Origin of the sequence: Klebsiella sp. JN_Kp126 (assembly GCF_033843325.1) — a bacterium.
Lineage (GTDB): Bacteria > Pseudomonadota > Gammaproteobacteria > Enterobacterales > Enterobacteriaceae > Klebsiella > Klebsiella michiganensis.
The window spans coordinates 40183-58162 of sequence record NZ_JAWXQV010000073.1; the positions used below are offsets into that span (position 1 = coordinate 40183).

The window sequence follows — 17980 nt, forward strand, 5'->3', positions numbered from 1 at the left end:
TCACTGGATCATGTCACGTATCCTGCGCATCCAGCCGAGGACTTCACCCTCAGGATCGCGCTCATGGATCAGGGCCGCAGTCATCAGCGGGAAAGCCCTTTCCGCCAGTCGGGCCTTGGCGGCGTTATCTTTCATCACACCGTCAAAGCGCTGAGCCAGCGAATAGGCTTCTGCAAACACTTTTGGTGTTGCCTTACCTCCGACGGGATGGTCGGTAACCGCGATTGTCACTCCAAAGGCTTCATAAATGGCATCGGGATGAAGATAACTTTCGACTTCATGTTTTAGTGTCTGAGCCGCCCAGCATCCGTTGCCACGTGCGTTGACGGCATTCACCGCTTCTGCATAGGCAGGAACATCACGATCGTAGAGATGAATTTCCCTGCGGTTCAGGGCGCGTAGATAATTTTCATTGACCCAGTGCTTGAGCGTTCCGCCACCCAGAACGATAAACGCCACACGTTCATCACTCCCCAGGTCAGGAAGCGTATTGTCTTCTGCATGCAGTGCTTTACTGAGAGCCTTAAAGGCGGCGACATCGGTCGGTCCTTCCACGCAGAACAGCAGCCTGACCCGGTTGTCTGGTGTGACGCCCAGCGTATCGGTAACGATGCCGAAAATATCTGCGCCGGCCTGGATGACAGGTTGTCCGGTACCAGCATCACGGGAAACAAAGCGAATGCTGTCACCCGGGAGCTCTGCAGCAAAACCAGGACTGTGCGTGGTGAGGATAACCTGACAGCCGGCTTCCAGAGACAGTGATTTAAACGACTCAATCAGGATCCGCTGGTAATTGGGATGCTGTGAGGTTTCGGGCTCTTCAATAGCGTAGATAATACTGCGACGATTGCTGGATTTCAGGCGTCGTTCCGCTTCGGCCTTAAAAAAGCTCACCAGCACCAGACGACGAACGCCACTGCCACGTTTATTCAGCGGGATCCCGCCGTCAGTGTTGAGACCGACGGAGAACAGACCCTGCCATTTTGCCTGCGTGGGAGGCGTAAATTCGGGGGTAAGCTCTCTCGCCAGGCCGGGTTCAATGGTCTTCAGCGCTTCATGTGTGTTGCGGGCAATCTCTTCTGCCTTTTGCTGGACTCTCAACTGGATCCTGGCAATGTCGTCCTGGACTTCAGCCAGTGCAGCGGTAATGGCGGCTTTCATCGGACTTTGGACTTCATCGTCGGAGTCCCGGCTGCTTCTGTCGCTCTGGAAAAGTGCAAACATGGGCAGCCAGCTTTCGATCTGTTCCCAGATGCGTTTTGTGTCTTCTTTGGCTTTGCTGACGTTCAGTAACCTTTCCGTCAGTTGCAGATCTGTTGAAGCTGCCCATATCGCTTTTCGCATCCCGGGATTCCCTTTAAGCGAAACCTCGAGTTCCAGCGCTTTCACCCTGGCCTGAAGTTCTTTTTCCTTCAGTTCCAGGAGATTGTCAAAACCGGCAGCAGCAGGATGGTTTGCAATGACAAAAATCTCGGCGGTCGGTTTTTTGTTGCTGCAGTTAAAGATTTTCCGGATTTTCAGTGAGCCGTTCACCGTCAGCAGGAATTCTTCCTGGAGCGTTGTTTCTGCGCCAGAATCGAGCGTCAGGGAAGGGGGAAGATCGATAAACTCACAGGTGATCTCCACATTGTCCTGACCGCTGTGGATACAGGCATCGCCTTTTTCGATCGATACCACGCTGTTGTTGAAGAAGATTTCCAGCGCTTCAAGGATAGTAGATTTGCCAATGTCGTTGCGTCCAACAAAGGTTGTCAGGTCATCAAACTCAACGCTTACTTCTTGTGCATAACAGCGAAAATTTTTAACTGCCACACTTTTCAGTCGCATGTCTTTTCCCTTTTGATGAAACAGCCCGGTTGAGCTGCCTGGTATTTTACCGGGCAGGCGAACATTTTTGTTGACGGTAGTTTGATTTATCGCCTGATTTAAGCGAACAGCACCGTGAAGGGTGATGATATTTTCATGTGGTACACGGCAATCTGGTCCAGCACTGCGATGTCAGGTTCCCGAAAAGTCATTTTTAACGACGCCGGTAATGGTTATGAACACTCATCAACCGGAGTCCATTTCAATGAGTTATACCTACGACCCTTACTGGCAACAACGTATCGCCGATACCTTCAATTGTGCACTGAACGCCTATACCCGCGTACTGGCCCTGCGCGTTGACCTCCGGCTGCCGGATGCACCAGCCGCCACTGACGCCGCCGTGATATCCCGTTTTACCGATTCCCTGAAAGCCCGTATTAACACGTATTTTCACCGCCAGCGTCGTGAAGAAAAACGTATCTGGCCGACCACGCTGCGTTTTATCTGGGCGCGGGAGTTCGGTGAAATCAAAGGGAAAAAACATTACCACGTAGTGCTGCTGGTGAACCGTGATACATGGTGCGGCCCGGGTGACTACAACGACCCGGAAACGTTTGCCGGGATGATTAAACAGGCCTGGTGCAGCGCCCTGCAGGTAGATGCTGAGGCTCACGCGGTCCTAGCCCGCTTTCCGAAAAGCCCGGCATCCTGGCTGGAGCGTGGAAACAACGCGCAGCTGCAACAGGCACTGGCGCAGGCCGCCTATCTTGTCAAACGCGAAACCAAGGTGACCAGTGACGGTGAGCGTAACTTCGGCTGCAGCCGGGGCTGAGCGTCCATTCAGCAGGTCCGGCGATACGGCCTGGTAATTTTTAACAGCAGCACCTTATCCTCTGAGGAAGTACCGGTTCACCACATAACGCCATGACCGGACGCCTCCCGACAATTTTGACGAGGATACCAGGGAGATAAATACCATGATGACATCGACGACGAATAACACTCATTCCAGCACCACTGTACTGCTATCGGCAGAAGACCCGCTTATCGATATGGCTTTCATCACGACGTACACCGGCATGACCGACAAGTGGTTCTACCAGCTGATTAGCGACGGAAAATTCCCAAAACCGATTAAATTAGGGCGTAGTTCCCGCTGGTACAAAAGCGATGTGGAAACCTGGATGCAGCAGCGTATTGCGGCCTCACGCGGAACCTGAAGCTGGGGCGGGAAAGCAGCATGACGCAACGAAGCCGTAAAAAGCCGGTGGATATCCCCGTTCGCTGGGCATGCCCGGACTGCCATCGACAGTACTGTGGCGAGAAACCCTGTACTTACTGTTACCGCCCCCTTTGCACGCCAGCACCCAGAAACGCCATAACAGACTGAAAAACTGAGAACTTTACCGACGAATCCCCCATCAATACAACCTGTTAATACTTAACTGACCCGCCATTCGCACTCTGACCACACTGCCCGTAACGGGACGGCTGACACCTGCGTGTCGTCTGGCGGTAAGGACCTGAATGATGTATACAAAATCTTTTATCGCCCTCGACTATCGCCCTCGACGGTAATGGTCGCCAGACCGGTTCCAGAACCGCGCAGACCGCACCGTACGACCGCTATCACTGTCATCTCTGCGGCAGCGCCCTGCAGTACCACCCGGAATACCAGACTGAACGCCCGTGGTTTGAACACCGGCGAGATTTGCTGACGGAGCACTGCCCGTACGTCAAACCGGAAGCGAAAGAGACCCGGCGTATCCGGCAACTGCAATGGTATGTACCAGAGGCATGTCCGCTGGTTTACCGGAGCAACTGGCACTGTACTGGCTGCGACAGCGATTACCACGGTGAACGTTATTGCCTGACCTGCAGAACCGGCGAATACAGCCAGCAATATGCTGACCTGACTGGCAGCACACCGGGAGGTGGTGACATGCACATACTGAAATGCTACCTGGCAAATGATGCTTCTGGTCGCTTCGTCACGGCGGATAATGCCGCAAGAGCGCCGGACGGCGTATGGACCTGTGCATCCTGTAGCTGTGTCCTGTACCTGCTGACGGGGTTCGGTGAGCCCCCATGGTTTGAGCACGACAAGCAGACGGTCGCTGAACATGTGCTGATGAACTGCGTTCACCAGGACCCGGAGGTCAAAGCCGAAGCCCGACGCCGGAGACTGCGCCACCTCATTGGTGGGCTGGAGGTGCCGGTGGTATCGCTTGCCTGGTACTGCGCGTGGTGTGGCAGCCATTATCAGGGTGTGAAGTATTGCGCCAACTGCCTGACCGGTATTTACAGCATCGAAGAGGCGAACTGGCGGATGAATTACTGCGGCAACACACTCCCGGGAATAAACCCTGTGCTCACCTTCTGTATCAGATAGTTACCGCGCAACCTGAATCAACAAAAGAGAACCTTCATCGTGAATCATTCTTGTTCTGATATTGCTGATGCTAGCAGCAGCACACCTGCCACTATTCGTATGTTTTTACAACAGGCTGTTGACCATTATCCACGGCTGGCGGCATTCAGTTTTACGCTGGTGCTACCGTACCGTGACAACATGGCTGATTATCGTGCGCTTATTCTGCGTTTTCACACTGAAGTCTGGCAGCGTATTGGCGAATATTCGTGGCAATGCCAGCAGGCTCATCAGAGTTCACCACCGACGCTGTTACGCTGGATATGGGCTTCAACCAGTGCCACCACAGTGCAGGATGGTGTTGCTGCTGAATCTTGATACTCTGGGGACTATACGCGACGTACAACTTATTGAAAGTGCCCGGCTGGCGATAAGCGAGATACTCAGGGATGCATGGCTGACGGTTACTTGCATGGAACGCAGTGGTGTTACGAACATCACGCCGATTATCATCAACCGCACTGGCAGGGGCGATTTCACTACGCCATTTAACCAGCTTACCTCGCGGGTTAATGCAATGATAACACCCGTAACGATAGCACGAACCAGTGTAACACGTTAACGCATGAGCCGGTGGCGTTGTCGGGAAAGCCACTCACTGAAGGAGACCTGGCTGCCCGGCATCTGCAGTCCCCGAAGAGATAACTCCCCACCTTTTCAGCCAGCAGTGTCCTCGTTATAATTTCCTGCATGAAAAAGACTTCCTCAGCATTACCTCCAGAAGGATCCCTCGCCGATCTTGCCCACTTTTCGTGGTGTGCGCTGGTGGGCTTACGTCTGGTACAGCAGGACGGTCAGGCACTGACGCCTTTGACCATTCACACGTTTTTAGTCCGCTGGCTCGCTGATGCGCAAAAACAGCGGCGCTTCCCGCGCTCTGTGGCACCGGATATCGATACCCTGCTACGACTCGGACGCCAGCAAGGTCCCGCCGCCGGGTTACTAAAGCGGCTGGAATACCTTCACCAGTCCTGTACGGAGCCGCTGGCACAGCAATCGGATTTGTTCCGGTTGACACATGCGATTGAATACCTCAGGGCACAGGGCTGGGTGAACGCGGTGGTCTCTGATGAAGAATGGGAACCCGAGTCGTTGTACGCCGAATATGCCGACGTATCTGCGCTGCTGGTGAGAAAATCTGAACTGCAGCGCCATTTTACCGAACAGGGCCGGCAGTCCGCACCCGTGGATTTTATCGTGGCTGGTGACAGTCGCGTTGTCGGCGATATCCTGTCTGTGCGGGAACTGCGTTACGTCATTCGGGAACAACACGAAGACGGGTGTTTGCTGTCACTGTTGCCATCAGCAGACATATCCGGTGAGTGAAATCACCTGAAGCGCTGATAGCGACACGTTAACGTCCAGGTCGGGGAGGCGGTATAACCCACAAGGTTTGCTTGCCGCCCTGCTCTCCCTCACGATGCGCCGAAGCAACCCCAGAACAAACCACGATAAAACCACTCCGCCTTATATTCTTCCACTCTATTTTTGAACAAGAATAATCTGAAAATACCACTCATCGTCATAAAATGTTCACATTTTGCTCTTCGCATGTTTAAATCCACAAAAATAACGTCAGTAATATTTACATTTACACAACAAAATTCATTATAACGAGAGCATGGATGAAATCTCTGTACCCGGCCCTGGTGCTACTGGCGCTGAGCCCGTCTGCCCCTGCTGCTTTTTTATCACCCGCCGATCGCGACAGCATCGAACAACAGCAGCAGCAGTTACTGCGCCAGAACCAACAGCAGCGTGACGCGCTGGAGCGCGCCATCCCGTTCCCGGATGTCTCCCGTCCGGGAGAGCCGGCCCCGGTGAAAGGCCCCTGTTTTACCATTCATACCATCGTCCTGGACGGTGTCACGCTGATGACGTCCCGTCAGCAGCAAAAATTACTGGCCCCCTTGCAGAATCAATGCCTCGATATGGCGCGTATCACCCGGCTCACTAATGAGATTTCTGACTGGTACATCAGCCGGGGTTACATCACCAGCCGTGCTTTTCGGGGTCAGTTTGGATATCGAAAATTATTGTACGTTAAGGCTATTTTTTGACCTTTCGACTTTAGCTGGTCTCAGCCGACGAAACTTACCGGAAGCCGGTATCCGGTTGCTTTTCCATATATAATCGCCTGTCAGATTGATGTGTTCCCAGCCTAACGGGGACAAATGCGACAGCAGTTGCTCGTTGATCTTCACCCCTTTGCGCTTCAGGGCATCGACCGCTCTTTCCATATAGACGGTATTCCACAGGGATATGGCAGCCGTCAGCAGCGTCAGTCCACTGGCGCGATAGCTCTGATTTTCCGGTTTTCTGTCCCTGATTTCACCCAGCCGGTGTAGGAATACCGCACGCGCCAGCGCGTTACGGGCTTCTCCTTTATTCAGTCCCGCCTGTACCCGCCGACGAAGTGCCGGATCGCGGAACCAGTCGAGCATAAACAGAGTTCGTTCAATACGACCAATTTCCCTCAGTGCTTTGGCAAGTCCGTTTTGTTTGGGGTAGCTGGCAAGCTTTTTCAACATCAGGGATGCCGTCACGGTTCCCTGCTTTATTGAAGTGGCCAGACGAAGTACTTCACGCCAGTGAATTTCGATCTCTTTCAGATTCAGGCTGGTCGTTGATATCAGTGACTGAAGCGCCGGGTATTGGTCTACTTTCCCTTTGATAAACAGCTTTTTGTCGTGGAGATCCCTGATCCGCGGACAGAACGCAAATCCCAGCAGATGCATCAGGGCAAAGACATGATCGGTGAAACCAGCGGTATCGGTGTAATGCTCCCTGATTTCCAGGTCGCTTTCGTGGTACAGCAAGCCATCGAGCACATGGGTTGAATCCCTGACCCGGCTGATTATGCAGGTGTAAAACGGGCTGTATTGATCCGAAATATGGGTATAAAACTGACGTCCAGGCTCTTGCCCATATTTCGGGTTAACCTGCCCTGCGTAGCGGCCTGAGCTGCCTGTTCTGAAATTCTGTCCATCTGATGATGACGTTGTCCCGTCTCCCCAGAATGCCGCCAGTGGTCTTTTCCCCTGCGCGTTTACCAGCTCTGCGAGGGCGGCTGAATAGGTTTCGTCGCGGATGTACCATGCCTGGATATCTTCCAGTGATGATTTGGTGCTTCCGGGGCAGGCTTCCGCCATTTTGGTCGGGCCAAGATTGATGCCATCCGCAAGGATGGTGGTGAGGAGCTGGCGGGTATCAGGACGGGTAATGTCATTTTTTATATGCGAAAAATGTCGGGTAAACGCCGTCCAGCTGTTTACCTCATCGAGAATTTCCGTGATTTTAGGGCGCGGTAGCATGCTGTAAACCAGCTCTGCCAGCGGTGAAACCTGTACCGGGACGCAGTTATCCAGCGGAGAGACTTTTACTCCCCTGTCAGATATTTCGACATCGGGCAGCTCACCAAGGGCAGCCATGGCATTGACCTCTTCAAGTCTGGACTGAAGCAGAGTCTTACGGCTGGTAATGTACTCATGATAATCAGCAGATACGGGCAGGGGCAGCGCCGGTGTGAGTTTGTCAAAGTCCTTTTCGGGAATGAGGTAATCATCAAAGTTTTTGTAGCGGCGTGAGCCTTTAACCCAGATGTCCCCGGAGCGCAATGCACCCTTAAGCTCGCTGAGCGCACAAAATTCATAGTACTGCCGGTCAATACCCGCAGGTGTAATCACCACTTTGCGCCAGCTTTCAGGGACAAACTCAAGCGGCGCTGTCGCCGGAACTTTACGCGACTGCTTCCGGTACATATCCTTGATCACAACCAGCGCATCAGCCAGAGGTTGCGCTGCCGGTGTTGCGATTAACTGTAAAGCGGACAACATGCGCGGGGCATATTTCCGTAATGTGCTGTATTTCTCGGTAATAATATGTAACGGGTCAAAATTATTTTTTCTGGCAAGATGGCGTGTTTCCTCCAGACTGGCGACAAATTCAGGCCATGGGAGTATGTTTTCTATTGCGAGCCATGGATCGCCACCGGAATCACGAGCTTCAGACAGTGCCTGGCCGACATCTATGTACTGCCTCAGTTTTGACTGGATTAGCTTTCCGGTCTGTTGAAGGCGCTCAGCCTGTGTTCTTTTGGCTTTGCTGAACAGGCTGTTCAGCATGCGTTCATGCAGCTCAATCACTTCATCTGTCAGTGTGGCTCTGGCTTCTTCCAGCACGCACACCAGGATCGCATGACGGCGGGCTGCTGAAAATCGGGTCAAATCCCGGCTACTCATCTTTCGGCCTTCCCGCGCCAGTTTCAGCAACCGGTTCTGGTGAATGGTACGATCTATACCTTCAGGTAATGCCAGCGATTCAATGCTACTGAGCCGATCAAGGTGTTGCAGCACGTTCTTACCATTGATTTTACCCGGCGGTTGCAGAAGCCATGTCAGCCTGGAAGGCTGATTATCTGAGGACTCAAGTAAACGATCCAGGGCATCCCTGTGAGCCGGAGTTAACGGGGCATTCAGGGTCTGAAATACGATTTTATCGCCGCCAGCCATGGCCTCCGCACAGGTACGCTCCACGACATCAATCGCGGGAATTATCACGTTGTTCTTCCGGAGCCAGACCAGCAGTTCTTCGGCCAGGAAAATACCTTTATCGGTGCGCGTCGCCATCGGCAGCAGGTGTGTAATACAGTCCTGCTGTATTTTTCCGGTAAACGCTTTTACGCCAAGATAGCGGTACAGTTCGGTTAAATGTTCGCGTCGCGTGGTTTCCCTGCCGGAAAGGTAAGCAGGCCAGAGATCCCCGGTAAGTTTTAGCCTGCTGGCGATATGCTTCAGCAGCGCATCAGAGGGTGGGATTTTTTTATCCGGTGCAAAGCCGACATTTTTCAGATAGCAAAGAAGGACGGCAAAACCAAAACGACTGGCGGGTTTACGGTGAGCACTGATAAGCGCCAGATCATGCTCACTAAAATACGCCATTCGTGTCAGCGTTAACTCATCGTCCGGTAATGCCAGTAATGATTCTCTTTCCGACAGAGAAAGAATCTGCCTCCTTGCCATATAGTTTCCCTCATAAATTATTTGATGCGGAATTTTTAACAAAAATGGTATCGCATAAGGGTACACCCTGACGGTATAACCAAAACGTGACATCACACGATTTATGCCATAACCTATATGCGATAGATTAAATGCAATAACTTAAATGCGATATTATGGCGGAAAAATGTTCATCAGAGCTTATTTAAGGGCATCGACGGAAGATCAGTTCGCTGACCGGGCAAAAGAGATGCTGGAGCAGTTCGTTCAGCAGCGGGGACATAAAATCGCCAGCTACTACCTGGAGAATATCAGCGGCACAAAACTTGATCGCCCTGAGCTGGGGCGCTTACTGATGGACAGTCACCACAATGATATCTTGCTGGTCGAACAGATAGACCGTCTGACCCGTCTGAGCAACAGCGACTGGATGACGCTGAAAAAGCAGATAGAAAAACATGAGCTGCGGATTGTCAGTCTTGATGTGCCCACCTCATGGCAGGCGCTGTCAGATAAAGATCCTTCGCAGGCGGACCCGATTACTCGCGCAGTAATAACCGCCATCAATAACATGCTAATCGACCTGATGGCCGCGATGTCGCATAAGGACTGGCTGAGCCGCCGCCAGCGGCAAAAACAGGGGATTGAACGGGCTCATACACTAGGTAAATACCAAGGTAAGCAAGCTGATCGGGAGCGTCACCAGAAAGTACTGTATTATCGGCAGGTTAAGAAATTGAGTATTCGTGAAACCGCAGATGCAACAGGTTACAGTGCTTCGCAGGTATGTCGGATACAAGCGCTGTATAAAAATAATGAATTTTCCTGAAAGGCTGGAATAACGGTGTTTATTGCGATCATTGCATAGGCGTCATAGTTAGGGCTTGTTAATGACTAGCAGCCTGGAAGTACGCTGTGTGCCAAATCCAAAAATAGTCATTCACACCCTGAATCACTTTAAAGTGATTCAGGGTGTGCGCTTATAGCTGCCATTCAAGGCGTTAATAATTTTTGTAGATTTTCTATTCCATATAATATGTTTTCAACGAATCTGGAGAAATGAAGTGCCATGTGTGTATGGCACTTCATCTCTTATTTACTCATTGACTCCGTTACCGTCTGCCAGGTTATGAAACCACCACTCAGATTATATGTCCGGAAGCCGTGAGCCTGCAGAATACGGTATGCCACATGCCCGCGCAGGCCACTCTGACATCCTATAAAAATTTCTTTATCTTTAGGCAATTTTCCAAGGTTTTCCCGCAGGGAATCAAGAGGGATGGATAGCGCGTCAGGATATTCACCAAATTGTTTCAGTTCGGCAGGAGAGCGGATATCAAGTAAACAATAACTGCCCGGTTCCCGTTGTAACACATCGCTGACATGACATATGACCGTATCTCCTTTCATTACATTTGTCGCCACCATACCAGCCTGGTTAACGACGTCCCTTGCACTGTTAAAAGGTGGAGCATAAGTCAGCTCAAGATGTTCGAGATCGTTGACGGTAAGCCCCGCGCGCTGTGCGACAGACAGGACATCGATGCGTTTATCAACCCCTTTTTTCCCTGATGCCTGAGCCCCGAGAATTTTACCGGTATCGGGGCTGAACAGCAGTTTCAGACTGATCATCGTTGCCCCCGGGTAGTAACCGGCATGATCAGCGGCATGGACGTAAACCTTCTCGTATCGGGTGCCATGAACTTTCAGCTGCTTTTCATTCGCACCGACGCTGCCAATACTCAGCGAAAATACCTTACAAATGGATGTCCCCTGACTGCCATGGTAAAGGCTGTGACGATCTAGCATGTTATCAGCAGCAATGCGTCCCTGGCGGTTGGCGGGCCCTGCCAGAGGAAAATTAGCGGGTTCCTGAAAGACAAAGTCTGGGGTTTCAACGGCATCCCCCACGGCGTAGATGTCAGGGATACTGGTCTGCATACAGGCATTGACGCTTATGCCTCCCCGTTTACCCACTGCGAGCCCGGCTCCTGTGGCAAGGCTGTTCTCAGGTTTTACCCCGATGGCGAGAATAACCATGTCGGTCTGCAGAAACCCACCCTCAGACAGTGCAACGCGGAATCCCGTCTCTGTCCGCAGTACCTCGGTGAGCGCCGTTCTGAGACGCAGATCCACGCCATGACTCCGGATTTCCTGATGCAGGGCAGATGCCATTTCAGGATCAACCGGAGCCATAACCTGTTCCCCCATCTCCAGCAGGGTCACACTGATCCCCCGTTCGCTCAGAGCCTCCATCACTTCAAGTCCGATAAATCCCCCCCCGACAAGCGTGGTGTGAGCTACGTGATGTTGCTCAATCCACCCCAGGATAGCATCCATGTCAGTAAGATTTCGCAGCGTAAAGACACCCTCTTCCTGTAGCCCGGGCAAAGGAGGGACAACCGGAGCGGCGCCGGTACTGAGGAGCAGACGATCCCATTCTTCGCTATAGACCTCCCCTGAGGTCAGATTTTTAACCGTCACCGTTTTATTAACCGGATCCACTGACGTCACTTCATGACAGATACGGACGTCTATGTTAAAGCGGGATTTAAAATCCTCCGGGGTTTTCAGAATCAGTGACTGCCTTAAAGGAATTTTTCCGCCTATATGATAAGGTAATCCACAGTTGGCGAAAGAGACATCGCTTCCCCGTTCAAACACAACAATACTGACATCCTCTGATAACCGACGAGCTCTGGCTGCAGCGGATGCCCCGCCGGCAACACCACCAACAATCACTATTTTCATTACATCCTCTCTGTTCACCCGGGGCAAAAATGCCTGCCAGATATAATCGTTTCCCCGGGCCGGCAGGACGCTGCAGACCTGACGAACACGATGGCAAAATTACGATACCGTCAGTATACTAAATTATATTATATAAAAACACATAGTATGAGAAATCAGCAATGCTCATGAATGAAGACACAAAACGTCAGACAGATATGAAGAATGCGGCCCTGAGGGCAGCAGATGTCTTACGGGGACTGGCCAACAGCGACCGGTTGCTGTTGATGTGTCAGTTAAGCCTGGGGGAAGCGAATGTGGCCGGGCTGGAAGCGGCGGTCGGTATCACTCAGCCGACCCTGTCCCAGCAGCTGGGTGTAATGCGCCGCCTGAAGCTGGTCGAGACCCGACGGGCAGGTAAAATGGTATATTACCGTATTGAGGATAACCGTATCATGACGTTGTTAAATACCTTATATGATCTCTACTGCCCGCAGGCAGGCACCGGTAAAGGAAGCCATAACAACGAATAATATGATCCTGCTTTTCCCGTAAACCGTTTTATCCGTGCATCATTAACCCTGTTCAGGCTGTGAAATGCCAGACCGGAACCTGCGATACCTTAACGGGAAAACAACAGTGGTCCGGATATACCAGCCGATGATGCCCGTCACGGACTGTATTTCTCGTTCACGCATTCACTGATTAACCCACTGATTCAATGGTGTTTAATACTGTGACGGTCAGAAAAAACAGCCACAGGAACACGGATGATTCTGCACTGTCAGTAATAGCCTGTGGCTGACAAACCGTTTTTTCTGCTGCCACGGGGTGACATTATTCAAGCAGGCTACGCAACATCCAGGCAGTTTTCTCATGTAACTGGATACGTTGTGTAAGCAGATCTGCTGTGGCTTCATCATTCGCATTATTAACGAGCGGGAACAGGGAGCGTGCAGTTTTAACCACGGTCTCCTGACCCTGGACAAGATTTTCAATCATGTTTTTTGCTGCCGGAATATCCTTATCTTCATTAACCGCTGTTAAACGTGAAAATTCATGATATGTGCCGGGCGCGAAGCATCCGAGCGAGCGTATACGTTCAGCGATATCATCAACGGCAGTGGCCAGCTCATTGTATTGATTTTCAAACATTAAATGTAAGCTGTTAAACATGGGGCCAGTTACATTCCAGTGATAGTAATGTGTTTTTATATACAGGGTATAGGTGTCAGCAAGAAGCCGGGACAGGCCGTCTGCAATCTCCACCCGGGATGATTCAGCAATACCAATATCAATGATTTGTTTACTCATAACTACCTCTTACACGGTTTCAGTGGAATATACGATATGCGATTATTCTTTCCGGTCTGAGCAAAACACGCCTCAAATTTTTATAATAACCAGGTACACCTGTCGTCTGTCACACTAGCGATGCGCCAGAGCAATATCCTGCGACGGAACAATGAATTTCGCCGTGGCACGTGCCACTGTCTGCTGTCCTTTTGTCAGCCATGCTTCAAGCAGGTAAATCCCCCTGCGTTGCCCAAGCAGTCTGGCACATACCATCAGTTTGTCTCCGGTACAAACGGGTGAAATGAATCTTACCGTCAGTTCAGCCGTCAGGGCCTGCACACCCTGCATGAACAAACAATGAGTCATTGCTGCATCCAGCAGGGTACTCGTCATTCCGCCATGTAAAAGACCCGTATACCCCTGATGCCTGTGATTGGCCGTGTAGTCCGCACATACAGAGCCATCCGGGTGCTCTGAAAACATTAAGTTCACCGTATCAGGGTTGTTGTCGCGGGAACTACAGACCATACAACAGGTATGGGCCTTTCTGGCATCAAGATAACAATTCATCTGTTTCTGCTCAGCGTCCGGTTGTACTGACGGGAGGCATCCGGAATTCAGTCAGCTGAGGGGCTCCCCCGGCATCATTACTGCCTCCTCCACACATTCCGGCTCCTGGTTTATACACAATACGGGTCTGATAAAAATCACCGCCCGTGATGAAATAAACTCATGAATGGCAACAGCGCCCGTTTCCGTGATGATGCTGACGCCCACCCTGGCACGCATTTTCTGCTGTGTTCCCGTCAGAGTGACAGCATTTTTTCCCTTTCGCCTCATGATGAAAGGACTGGCGTCCCTGCTCCGGCTTATTCAGTTCAGTCAGAACACGGGTATCCGGATCACACAGTTCAGTGAACAAACGACGACCGCAGTCAGTCTGGTACACCGCGATCTGATGCCCCAGTAATTTACCCAGCATCCGTTCCCCGATGTTACGGACCACAACGCGGCTGACTTGCTGTTGAACCAGCAGGTCAACCAGCTTCCGTTTACCTGAACAATCTGCGCCCAGCGCGGGATTTTCTGTCCGGCTGAGCTCCACACCGCGCTCATCCACCAGGACAAGGTGACTCGCTTTGGTAAAATGATTTGCTACCCGGTCGTCATTCACTGGAATGGCTGTGATCATCTTGTGTAACTCCTTCCCTTTCAGAGTGCATTATTAAGGCCTTGCCCTGAGTGAGACAGTCCACAACCTTAAAACGGGCTGCTTTCAGGACATTGGCCAGTGTCTGCCTTGAAACCCCCATTGCAACAGCCGCTTCCTGCTGTTGCATGCCCAGTAAATCGACCAGCCGTAACGCTTCAAACTCATCTTCTTTTAAATGAACATGTTCAAGCTGGCTCATCGGTCGCGCATTGGGCTTAAAACAGGTATCCGCAGGGCGGCCACAGATGTTACGGGGAATTCTGGGTCTTGGCATGAAGGCTCCTTATTAGCATATGCTATATATACACTCATAAACTGGCATATGCAATATACTCTGCTCACCGGTGGAGAATTTTTTGCTTTACCCTGGAGTCTGTAAGTGGGCAGCAGGTCATGAGAGATGAAGAGAAAGAAAACAGATACTGTATGAGACTCAATTTAAAGTGCTGCCATAAGAGTTCAACGTTTGCAGTGTGAGAGACATCCGGAATTTTCGGATACCTGAACCCCGTCGAAAGTTCATCGTATCCGTAGCTGTAAATCCCCTGATACAATAAAGGTTCAGGTTCACAGCAGAGCATTCGCAGCAGTTATAATTTCGTCATGCCTCAGATCTCTGTCTGCAGCTATGAAAATCTCACATTTCTTTCGTCCAACCGAGTGCATGCCGGAAAGCATGATTTTGAGATGAGCCTCTTCTCCGTTCGGGTATACACGCCTGATGATATTGACTTCCCTCAGGGTTTTTACTAATTCAGCGGGCTGAGAGTTAAAGAAAACAAGTACATTTTTCATGCGTTTATCCTGAAAAGACTACGGAAAAGGATATCTGTTAAAAACACTTTAGATTCACATCACAGAAAAGTAACGTCTTACTGAAAAGCAGGGAGTAATCTTCCGGTTAGCACCACTCGTAACTCAAAGCATCAAGATAATTCCCCTGTTCACTCACAGTGTATCCCTGTCACGTTGTAAGTTCATACAGAGGCGCGACAGGTTTGATTAATAGCAAAAATTCGCTAAACAGCCCTGTAACTGGCCGTATGAGTGAGATTTTCAACCCAGCGGGGAAAAAGTCGGTGTTACAGAATGCCGGAATCATCACTGAAACAATACAGCTAATGATAATACACAGACACGCGCATGGTATCTGTATGTGAATTGTTTAATGAAGACAGAAAAGTATGTGCTCTACCGGTTCTTTCCAGACAGCCATCCCTCGGAGATGTTGTCTGAGGATCGTCAATTCTTACTTTTCGCTCAAAGCTGCCTGTAAAATTGTTCAAGCTCTACCTCAGTTCAGAGGTACAAAAACCACCTTAACGTACAATAATTTTCGATATCCAAACTGACCCCTGGCAAACCATACATAACCTTGAAACGTTGGCCGAACGCGCCGGGCTGGCGACGCGCAGTGATGCGGGTCACAAGTCGATTTCTCGTGCCAGCCGGGGATGTGATCGCCTCTCCTGGCTTAATGCCATCATCTCGGAAAAAGCCCCTTTCAACCCTTATGACGCCCGTTGCGCCTGCAAGCACATTGAGGTTACAGAGGATTTCTTCGCCATTCTCGGCATCCCGCTAAAACAGGTTTACCGGGAACGCGCCAGGCTGCTTAAGGCCAACCCGGAAGAAATCATATCCTCCGGGGATGTCCGGTTAATCGCTATCAAGGTTGAGAACTGGACGCGTAAGGCCGCTGCCGGGTTAGCCAGGATGAAAGCGAAGCGTGAAGTGGCTCGCCAGCGCAAACAGGAATACTACTCCCTAACCTTTGCCTGATCCCCGCCTACTACCGCCTTAGCTGGCGGGGATTCTGCACGTCTGCAATAAACCTCAGTACAAAAAACAGCCTTAACGTACAATAATTTTCGAAATCCAACCCATCCCGCCTACAGGAATGACGGATTTTTCGGCGGTTCCGGCGTAGACCCACCACAACTGCTGTATAGCTTGTGGGTAAGTGATAATGAAGTGCAAACGAGATGGCGCAAATACTCTTTTGGTTTATCTTTTAATTACTTACGTATTAAAAGATAAACCAAAAAATAAAAGACATTACTGTTATCCCCTTTAAAAAGTGGATAACCGAACAGCATCGGCGCGAGCGCCTCAAAAGTAGCTCCCCACGCTAAAGCGCGGGGCATTCAGAACGGAATCCCTCGATGGCTAACAGCTCGCCTGTTAGCCATCGAGGGATTGGACAAATCCGGCCACGCCGGATACGTCAGCAAATATCGCTGAAGAATTAGCTTACACGCTCGTAAGCGGCTCTTACGACCCGCTAACGCGGAGATACGCCCCAACTGCGGCTTCGCCTTGTTGTGACCACTCCGACCGCGCACAAAAGCCTCTGAGCCGCTTTTAGCGGAATATGGCTTTGCAGGGTGAAGGGATGGATAGGCGATCCCTTTCGATCCCTCACTGGTATCGGCGGCTAACCCTCGGTGCTACCTGTCATTTCATCCTGCCGCCTTACATGCGCTAACGCGCATAAATCCCCGTTCCTCAGTGGAACGAAAACTCACGCTAACAGGGTAGTGACCGGGTAGCCACGATAACTGCCAACAAAATTAGCTTATAGGTTAATTCTACCTTGTCTGAAATTAGCCTATAGGTTAATATTAATAGAAATGGGAGGTCACATGTTTAGCGTTGTTTATCACCCGGAAGCCAGGGAAGAAGCCACAGCATTACCCGTAAAAATCAGGGTGAAGTTTGACCGTCTCATCGGCAAACTGGAGTATGACGCCCGATTACTGCGGGAGCCGGACACGAAGCCCCTGGGCGATGGACTTTTTGAGATCCGCACGATGGGGACGGACATAGCCAGGGGAATCTGGGTATACCACAAAGGCAATACCATCATCATGCTCCGTGTTTTCATCAAGAAGTCACAGAAAACGCCAGCGAAAGAAATCGATCTCGCCAAAAAGCGGTTAGCGGAGGTACTTAATGAAACTGGTAAGCCATAAAGAACTGCATAACGAGTGGATGCAGGACGATGAATATCGCGCTGCATGGCAGGAAGAAGAACGTAAGGAAAAGCTCAGGGAGCTGCTTGCTGAATGGCGCAAGCATGACAACCTGACAAAAGCGCAGGTTGCTGAACGCATGGGGGTTACACCTCCGGTTATTTCTCGCCTGGAAAACAACATCACCAAAGCCAGCATCGACACACTGACCCGCTACGCTCACGCCTGCGGCATCAAGAAACCTGTCATTGCCCTGTACTGAATAGCCAGCCCTCCGGGGCTGGCCTTTTTGTTTCGGTCAGTCCCAAAATTTTGTTAAAGCAAGTTTAAAATGTCACCTGTTTCTCCAAAGTTGAAATGTCACTTCTAAGCCAATCTATTTATACATAATCTTTACATCTTTCCCCGGTGACAAAGTGCTAATTGGTCTGTAATGTTCAATGTGTGGCAGGCAAGCCGCCGGTGACTTAGGGAAGGTGCGAACAAGTTCCTGATATGAGATCATCATATTCATCCGGAGCGCATC

The 17980-nt window shown here is 50.9% G+C and carries 19 protein-coding genes and 1 pseudogene; 12 read left to right on the forward strand and 8 right to left on the reverse strand.

Features of this window, described 5'->3' with window-relative positions; all coding sequences use genetic code 11:
* Nucleotides 1–1827, reverse strand: coding sequence for an ATP-binding protein (locus tag SIK97_RS17170; RefSeq protein WP_181251275.1), 1827 nt, complete (start codon nucleotides 1825–1827; stop codon nucleotides 1–3).
* Nucleotides 1828–2071: 244 nt separating this feature from the next.
* On the opposite strand from SIK97_RS17170, the gene SIK97_RS17175 reads away from it, so the two are divergent.
* The 7 genes and pseudogenes from SIK97_RS17175 (at nucleotide 2072) to SIK97_RS17205 (ending at nucleotide 6300) form a co-directional block, all read left to right on the forward strand.
* Nucleotides 2072–2641, forward strand: coding sequence for an inovirus Gp2 family protein (locus SIK97_RS17175; RefSeq protein WP_196547013.1), 570 nt, complete (start codon nucleotides 2072–2074; stop codon nucleotides 2639–2641).
* Between the two features lie 148 nt (nucleotides 2642–2789).
* On the forward strand, nucleotides 2790–3029 hold the full coding sequence (locus SIK97_RS17180) for a helix-turn-helix transcriptional regulator (protein WP_371057126.1): 240 nt from the start codon (nucleotides 2790–2792) through the stop codon (nucleotides 3027–3029).
* A 314-nt stretch (nucleotides 3030–3343) separates the two neighbouring features.
* Nucleotides 3344–3712 (forward strand): annotated as a pseudogene (locus SIK97_RS17185) (putative zinc ribbon protein); the annotation flags it as partial.
* Nucleotides 3713–3751: 39 nt separating this feature from the next.
* The gene (locus SIK97_RS17190) at nucleotides 3752–4201 is read left to right on the forward strand and encodes a putative zinc ribbon protein (protein ID WP_134897229.1); all 450 of its coding nucleotides are present in this window, start codon (nucleotides 3752–3754) and stop codon (nucleotides 4199–4201) included.
* 39 nt (nucleotides 4202–4240) lie between these two features.
* A complete protein-coding gene (locus SIK97_RS17195; RefSeq protein ID WP_224331359.1) occupies nucleotides 4241–4558 on the forward strand; it encodes a hypothetical protein in 318 nt (105 codons plus the stop codon).
* A gap of 372 nt (nucleotides 4559–4930) precedes the next feature.
* A complete protein-coding gene (locus SIK97_RS17200) occupies nucleotides 4931–5566 on the forward strand; it encodes a DUF2913 family protein (RefSeq protein ID WP_134897170.1) in 636 nt (211 codons plus the stop codon).
* Nucleotides 5567–5865: 299 nt separating this feature from the next.
* On the forward strand, nucleotides 5866–6300 hold the full coding sequence (locus tag SIK97_RS17205; protein WP_406946444.1) for a POTRA domain-containing protein: 435 nt from the start codon (nucleotides 5866–5868) through the stop codon (nucleotides 6298–6300).
* On the opposite strand, the gene SIK97_RS17210 is transcribed toward SIK97_RS17205, so the two are convergent.
* The gene (locus tag SIK97_RS17210) at nucleotides 6274–9261 is read right to left on the reverse strand and encodes a Tn3 family transposase (protein WP_319610948.1); all 2988 of its coding nucleotides are present in this window, start codon (nucleotides 9259–9261) and stop codon (nucleotides 6274–6276) included. The genes SIK97_RS17205 and SIK97_RS17210 overlap by 27 nt on opposite strands.
* 166 nt (nucleotides 9262–9427) lie before the next feature.
* On the opposite strand from SIK97_RS17210, the gene SIK97_RS17215 reads away from it, so the two are divergent.
* On the forward strand, nucleotides 9428–10069 hold the full coding sequence (locus SIK97_RS17215; RefSeq protein WP_016241614.1) for a recombinase family protein: 642 nt from the start codon (nucleotides 9428–9430) through the stop codon (nucleotides 10067–10069).
* Nucleotides 10070–10332: 263 nt separating this feature from the next.
* Here the strand turns inward: SIK97_RS17215 and SIK97_RS17220 are convergent, their stop codons facing one another.
* Nucleotides 10333–11991, reverse strand: a complete 1659-nt coding sequence (locus SIK97_RS17220; RefSeq protein ID WP_025760366.1) for an FAD-dependent oxidoreductase — start codon at nucleotides 11989–11991, stop codon at nucleotides 10333–10335.
* A gap of 161 nt (nucleotides 11992–12152) precedes the next feature.
* Here SIK97_RS17220 and SIK97_RS17225 point away from each other — a divergent pair, with 161 nt between their 5' ends.
* Complete coding sequence (locus SIK97_RS17225) at nucleotides 12153–12503, forward strand: ArsR/SmtB family transcription factor (protein WP_000928911.1); 351 nt, start codon at nucleotides 12153–12155, stop codon at nucleotides 12501–12503.
* Nucleotides 12504–12807: 304 nt separating this feature from the next.
* Here the strand turns inward: SIK97_RS17225 and SIK97_RS17230 are convergent, their stop codons facing one another.
* From SIK97_RS17230 to SIK97_RS17250, 5 genes are all read right to left on the reverse strand, one after another.
* Nucleotides 12808–13284, reverse strand: coding sequence for a Dps family protein (locus SIK97_RS17230; RefSeq protein ID WP_000043177.1), 477 nt, complete (start codon nucleotides 13282–13284; stop codon nucleotides 12808–12810).
* A 114-nt stretch (nucleotides 13285–13398) separates the two neighbouring features.
* Nucleotides 13399–13836: a PaaI family thioesterase gene (locus SIK97_RS17235; protein ID WP_016241611.1), complete on the reverse strand. Its 438-nt coding sequence runs from the start codon at nucleotides 13834–13836 to the stop codon at nucleotides 13399–13401.
* A 160-nt stretch (nucleotides 13837–13996) separates the two neighbouring features.
* Nucleotides 13997–14458: a NifB/NifX family molybdenum-iron cluster-binding protein gene (locus tag SIK97_RS17240; protein ID WP_000626969.1), complete on the reverse strand. Its 462-nt coding sequence runs from the start codon at nucleotides 14456–14458 to the stop codon at nucleotides 13997–13999.
* A complete protein-coding gene (locus tag SIK97_RS17245) occupies nucleotides 14433–14753 on the reverse strand; it encodes a DUF134 domain-containing protein (RefSeq protein WP_001137910.1) in 321 nt (106 codons plus the stop codon). Before SIK97_RS17245 ends, SIK97_RS17240 begins: the two co-directional genes overlap by 26 nt.
* A gap of 293 nt (nucleotides 14754–15046) precedes the next feature.
* Nucleotides 15047–15274 carry a hypothetical protein gene (locus tag SIK97_RS17250; RefSeq protein WP_110277523.1) on the reverse strand — a complete coding sequence of 76 codons (228 nt, stop codon included), beginning with the start codon at nucleotides 15272–15274 and terminating at the stop codon, nucleotides 15047–15049.
* Nucleotides 15275–15862: 588 nt separating this feature from the next.
* On the opposite strand from SIK97_RS17250, the gene SIK97_RS17255 reads away from it, so the two are divergent.
* The 3 genes from SIK97_RS17255 to SIK97_RS17265 all read left to right on the forward strand — a co-directional run bounded on the left by SIK97_RS17255 (nucleotide 15863) and on the right by SIK97_RS17265 (nucleotide 17716).
* The gene (locus SIK97_RS17255) at nucleotides 15863–16261 is read left to right on the forward strand and encodes a RepA family replication protein (RefSeq protein WP_001325170.1); all 399 of its coding nucleotides are present in this window, start codon (nucleotides 15863–15865) and stop codon (nucleotides 16259–16261) included.
* Nucleotides 16262–17124: 863 nt separating this feature from the next.
* The gene (locus SIK97_RS17260) at nucleotides 17125–17454 is read left to right on the forward strand and encodes a type II toxin-antitoxin system RelE/ParE family toxin (RefSeq protein ID WP_000493286.1); all 330 of its coding nucleotides are present in this window, start codon (nucleotides 17125–17127) and stop codon (nucleotides 17452–17454) included.
* Nucleotides 17435–17716: a helix-turn-helix domain-containing protein gene (locus SIK97_RS17265; RefSeq protein WP_000780222.1), complete on the forward strand. Its 282-nt coding sequence runs from the start codon at nucleotides 17435–17437 to the stop codon at nucleotides 17714–17716. Before SIK97_RS17260 ends, SIK97_RS17265 begins: the two co-directional genes overlap by 20 nt.
* Nucleotides 17717–17980 lie beyond the last annotated feature (264 nt).

Bases quoted from the DNA above. Each gene is read 5' to 3' on its own strand.
- SIK97_RS17170 (WP_181251275.1), bottom strand. From the start codon at position 1,827: ATGCGACTGAAAAGTGTGGCAGTTAAAAATTTTCGCTGTTATGCACAA.
- SIK97_RS17175 (WP_196547013.1), top strand. From the start codon at position 2,072: ATGAGTTATACCTACGACCCTTACTGGCAACAACGTATCGCCGATACC.
- SIK97_RS17180 (WP_371057126.1), top strand. From the start codon at position 2,790: ATGACATCGACGACGAATAACACTCATTCCAGCACCACTGTACTGCTA.
- SIK97_RS17190 (WP_134897229.1), top strand. From the start codon at position 3,752: ATGCACATACTGAAATGCTACCTGGCAAATGATGCTTCTGGTCGCTTC.
- SIK97_RS17200 (WP_134897170.1), top strand. From the start codon at position 4,931: ATGAAAAAGACTTCCTCAGCATTACCTCCAGAAGGATCCCTCGCCGAT.
- SIK97_RS17205 (WP_406946444.1), top strand. From the start codon at position 5,866: ATGAAATCTCTGTACCCGGCCCTGGTGCTACTGGCGCTGAGCCCGTCT.
- SIK97_RS17210 (WP_319610948.1), bottom strand. From the start codon at position 9,261: ATGGCAAGGAGGCAGATTCTTTCTCTGTCGGAAAGAGAATCATTACTG.
- SIK97_RS17215 (WP_016241614.1), top strand. From the start codon at position 9,428: ATGTTCATCAGAGCTTATTTAAGGGCATCGACGGAAGATCAGTTCGCT.
- SIK97_RS17220 (WP_025760366.1), bottom strand. From the start codon at position 11,991: ATGAAAATAGTGATTGTTGGTGGTGTTGCCGGCGGGGCATCCGCTGCA.
- SIK97_RS17225 (WP_000928911.1), top strand. From the start codon at position 12,153: ATGCTCATGAATGAAGACACAAAACGTCAGACAGATATGAAGAATGCG.
- SIK97_RS17230 (WP_000043177.1), bottom strand. From the start codon at position 13,284: ATGAGTAAACAAATCATTGATATTGGTATTGCTGAATCATCCCGGGTG.
- SIK97_RS17235 (WP_016241611.1), bottom strand. From the start codon at position 13,836: ATGAATTGTTATCTTGATGCCAGAAAGGCCCATACCTGTTGTATGGTC.
- SIK97_RS17240 (WP_000626969.1), bottom strand. From the start codon at position 14,458: ATGATCACAGCCATTCCAGTGAATGACGACCGGGTAGCAAATCATTTT.
- SIK97_RS17245 (WP_001137910.1), bottom strand. From the start codon at position 14,753: ATGCCAAGACCCAGAATTCCCCGTAACATCTGTGGCCGCCCTGCGGAT.
- SIK97_RS17250 (WP_110277523.1), bottom strand. From the start codon at position 15,274: ATGAAAAATGTACTTGTTTTCTTTAACTCTCAGCCCGCTGAATTAGTA.
- SIK97_RS17260 (WP_000493286.1), top strand. From the start codon at position 17,125: ATGTTTAGCGTTGTTTATCACCCGGAAGCCAGGGAAGAAGCCACAGCA.
- SIK97_RS17265 (WP_000780222.1), top strand. From the start codon at position 17,435: ATGAAACTGGTAAGCCATAAAGAACTGCATAACGAGTGGATGCAGGAC.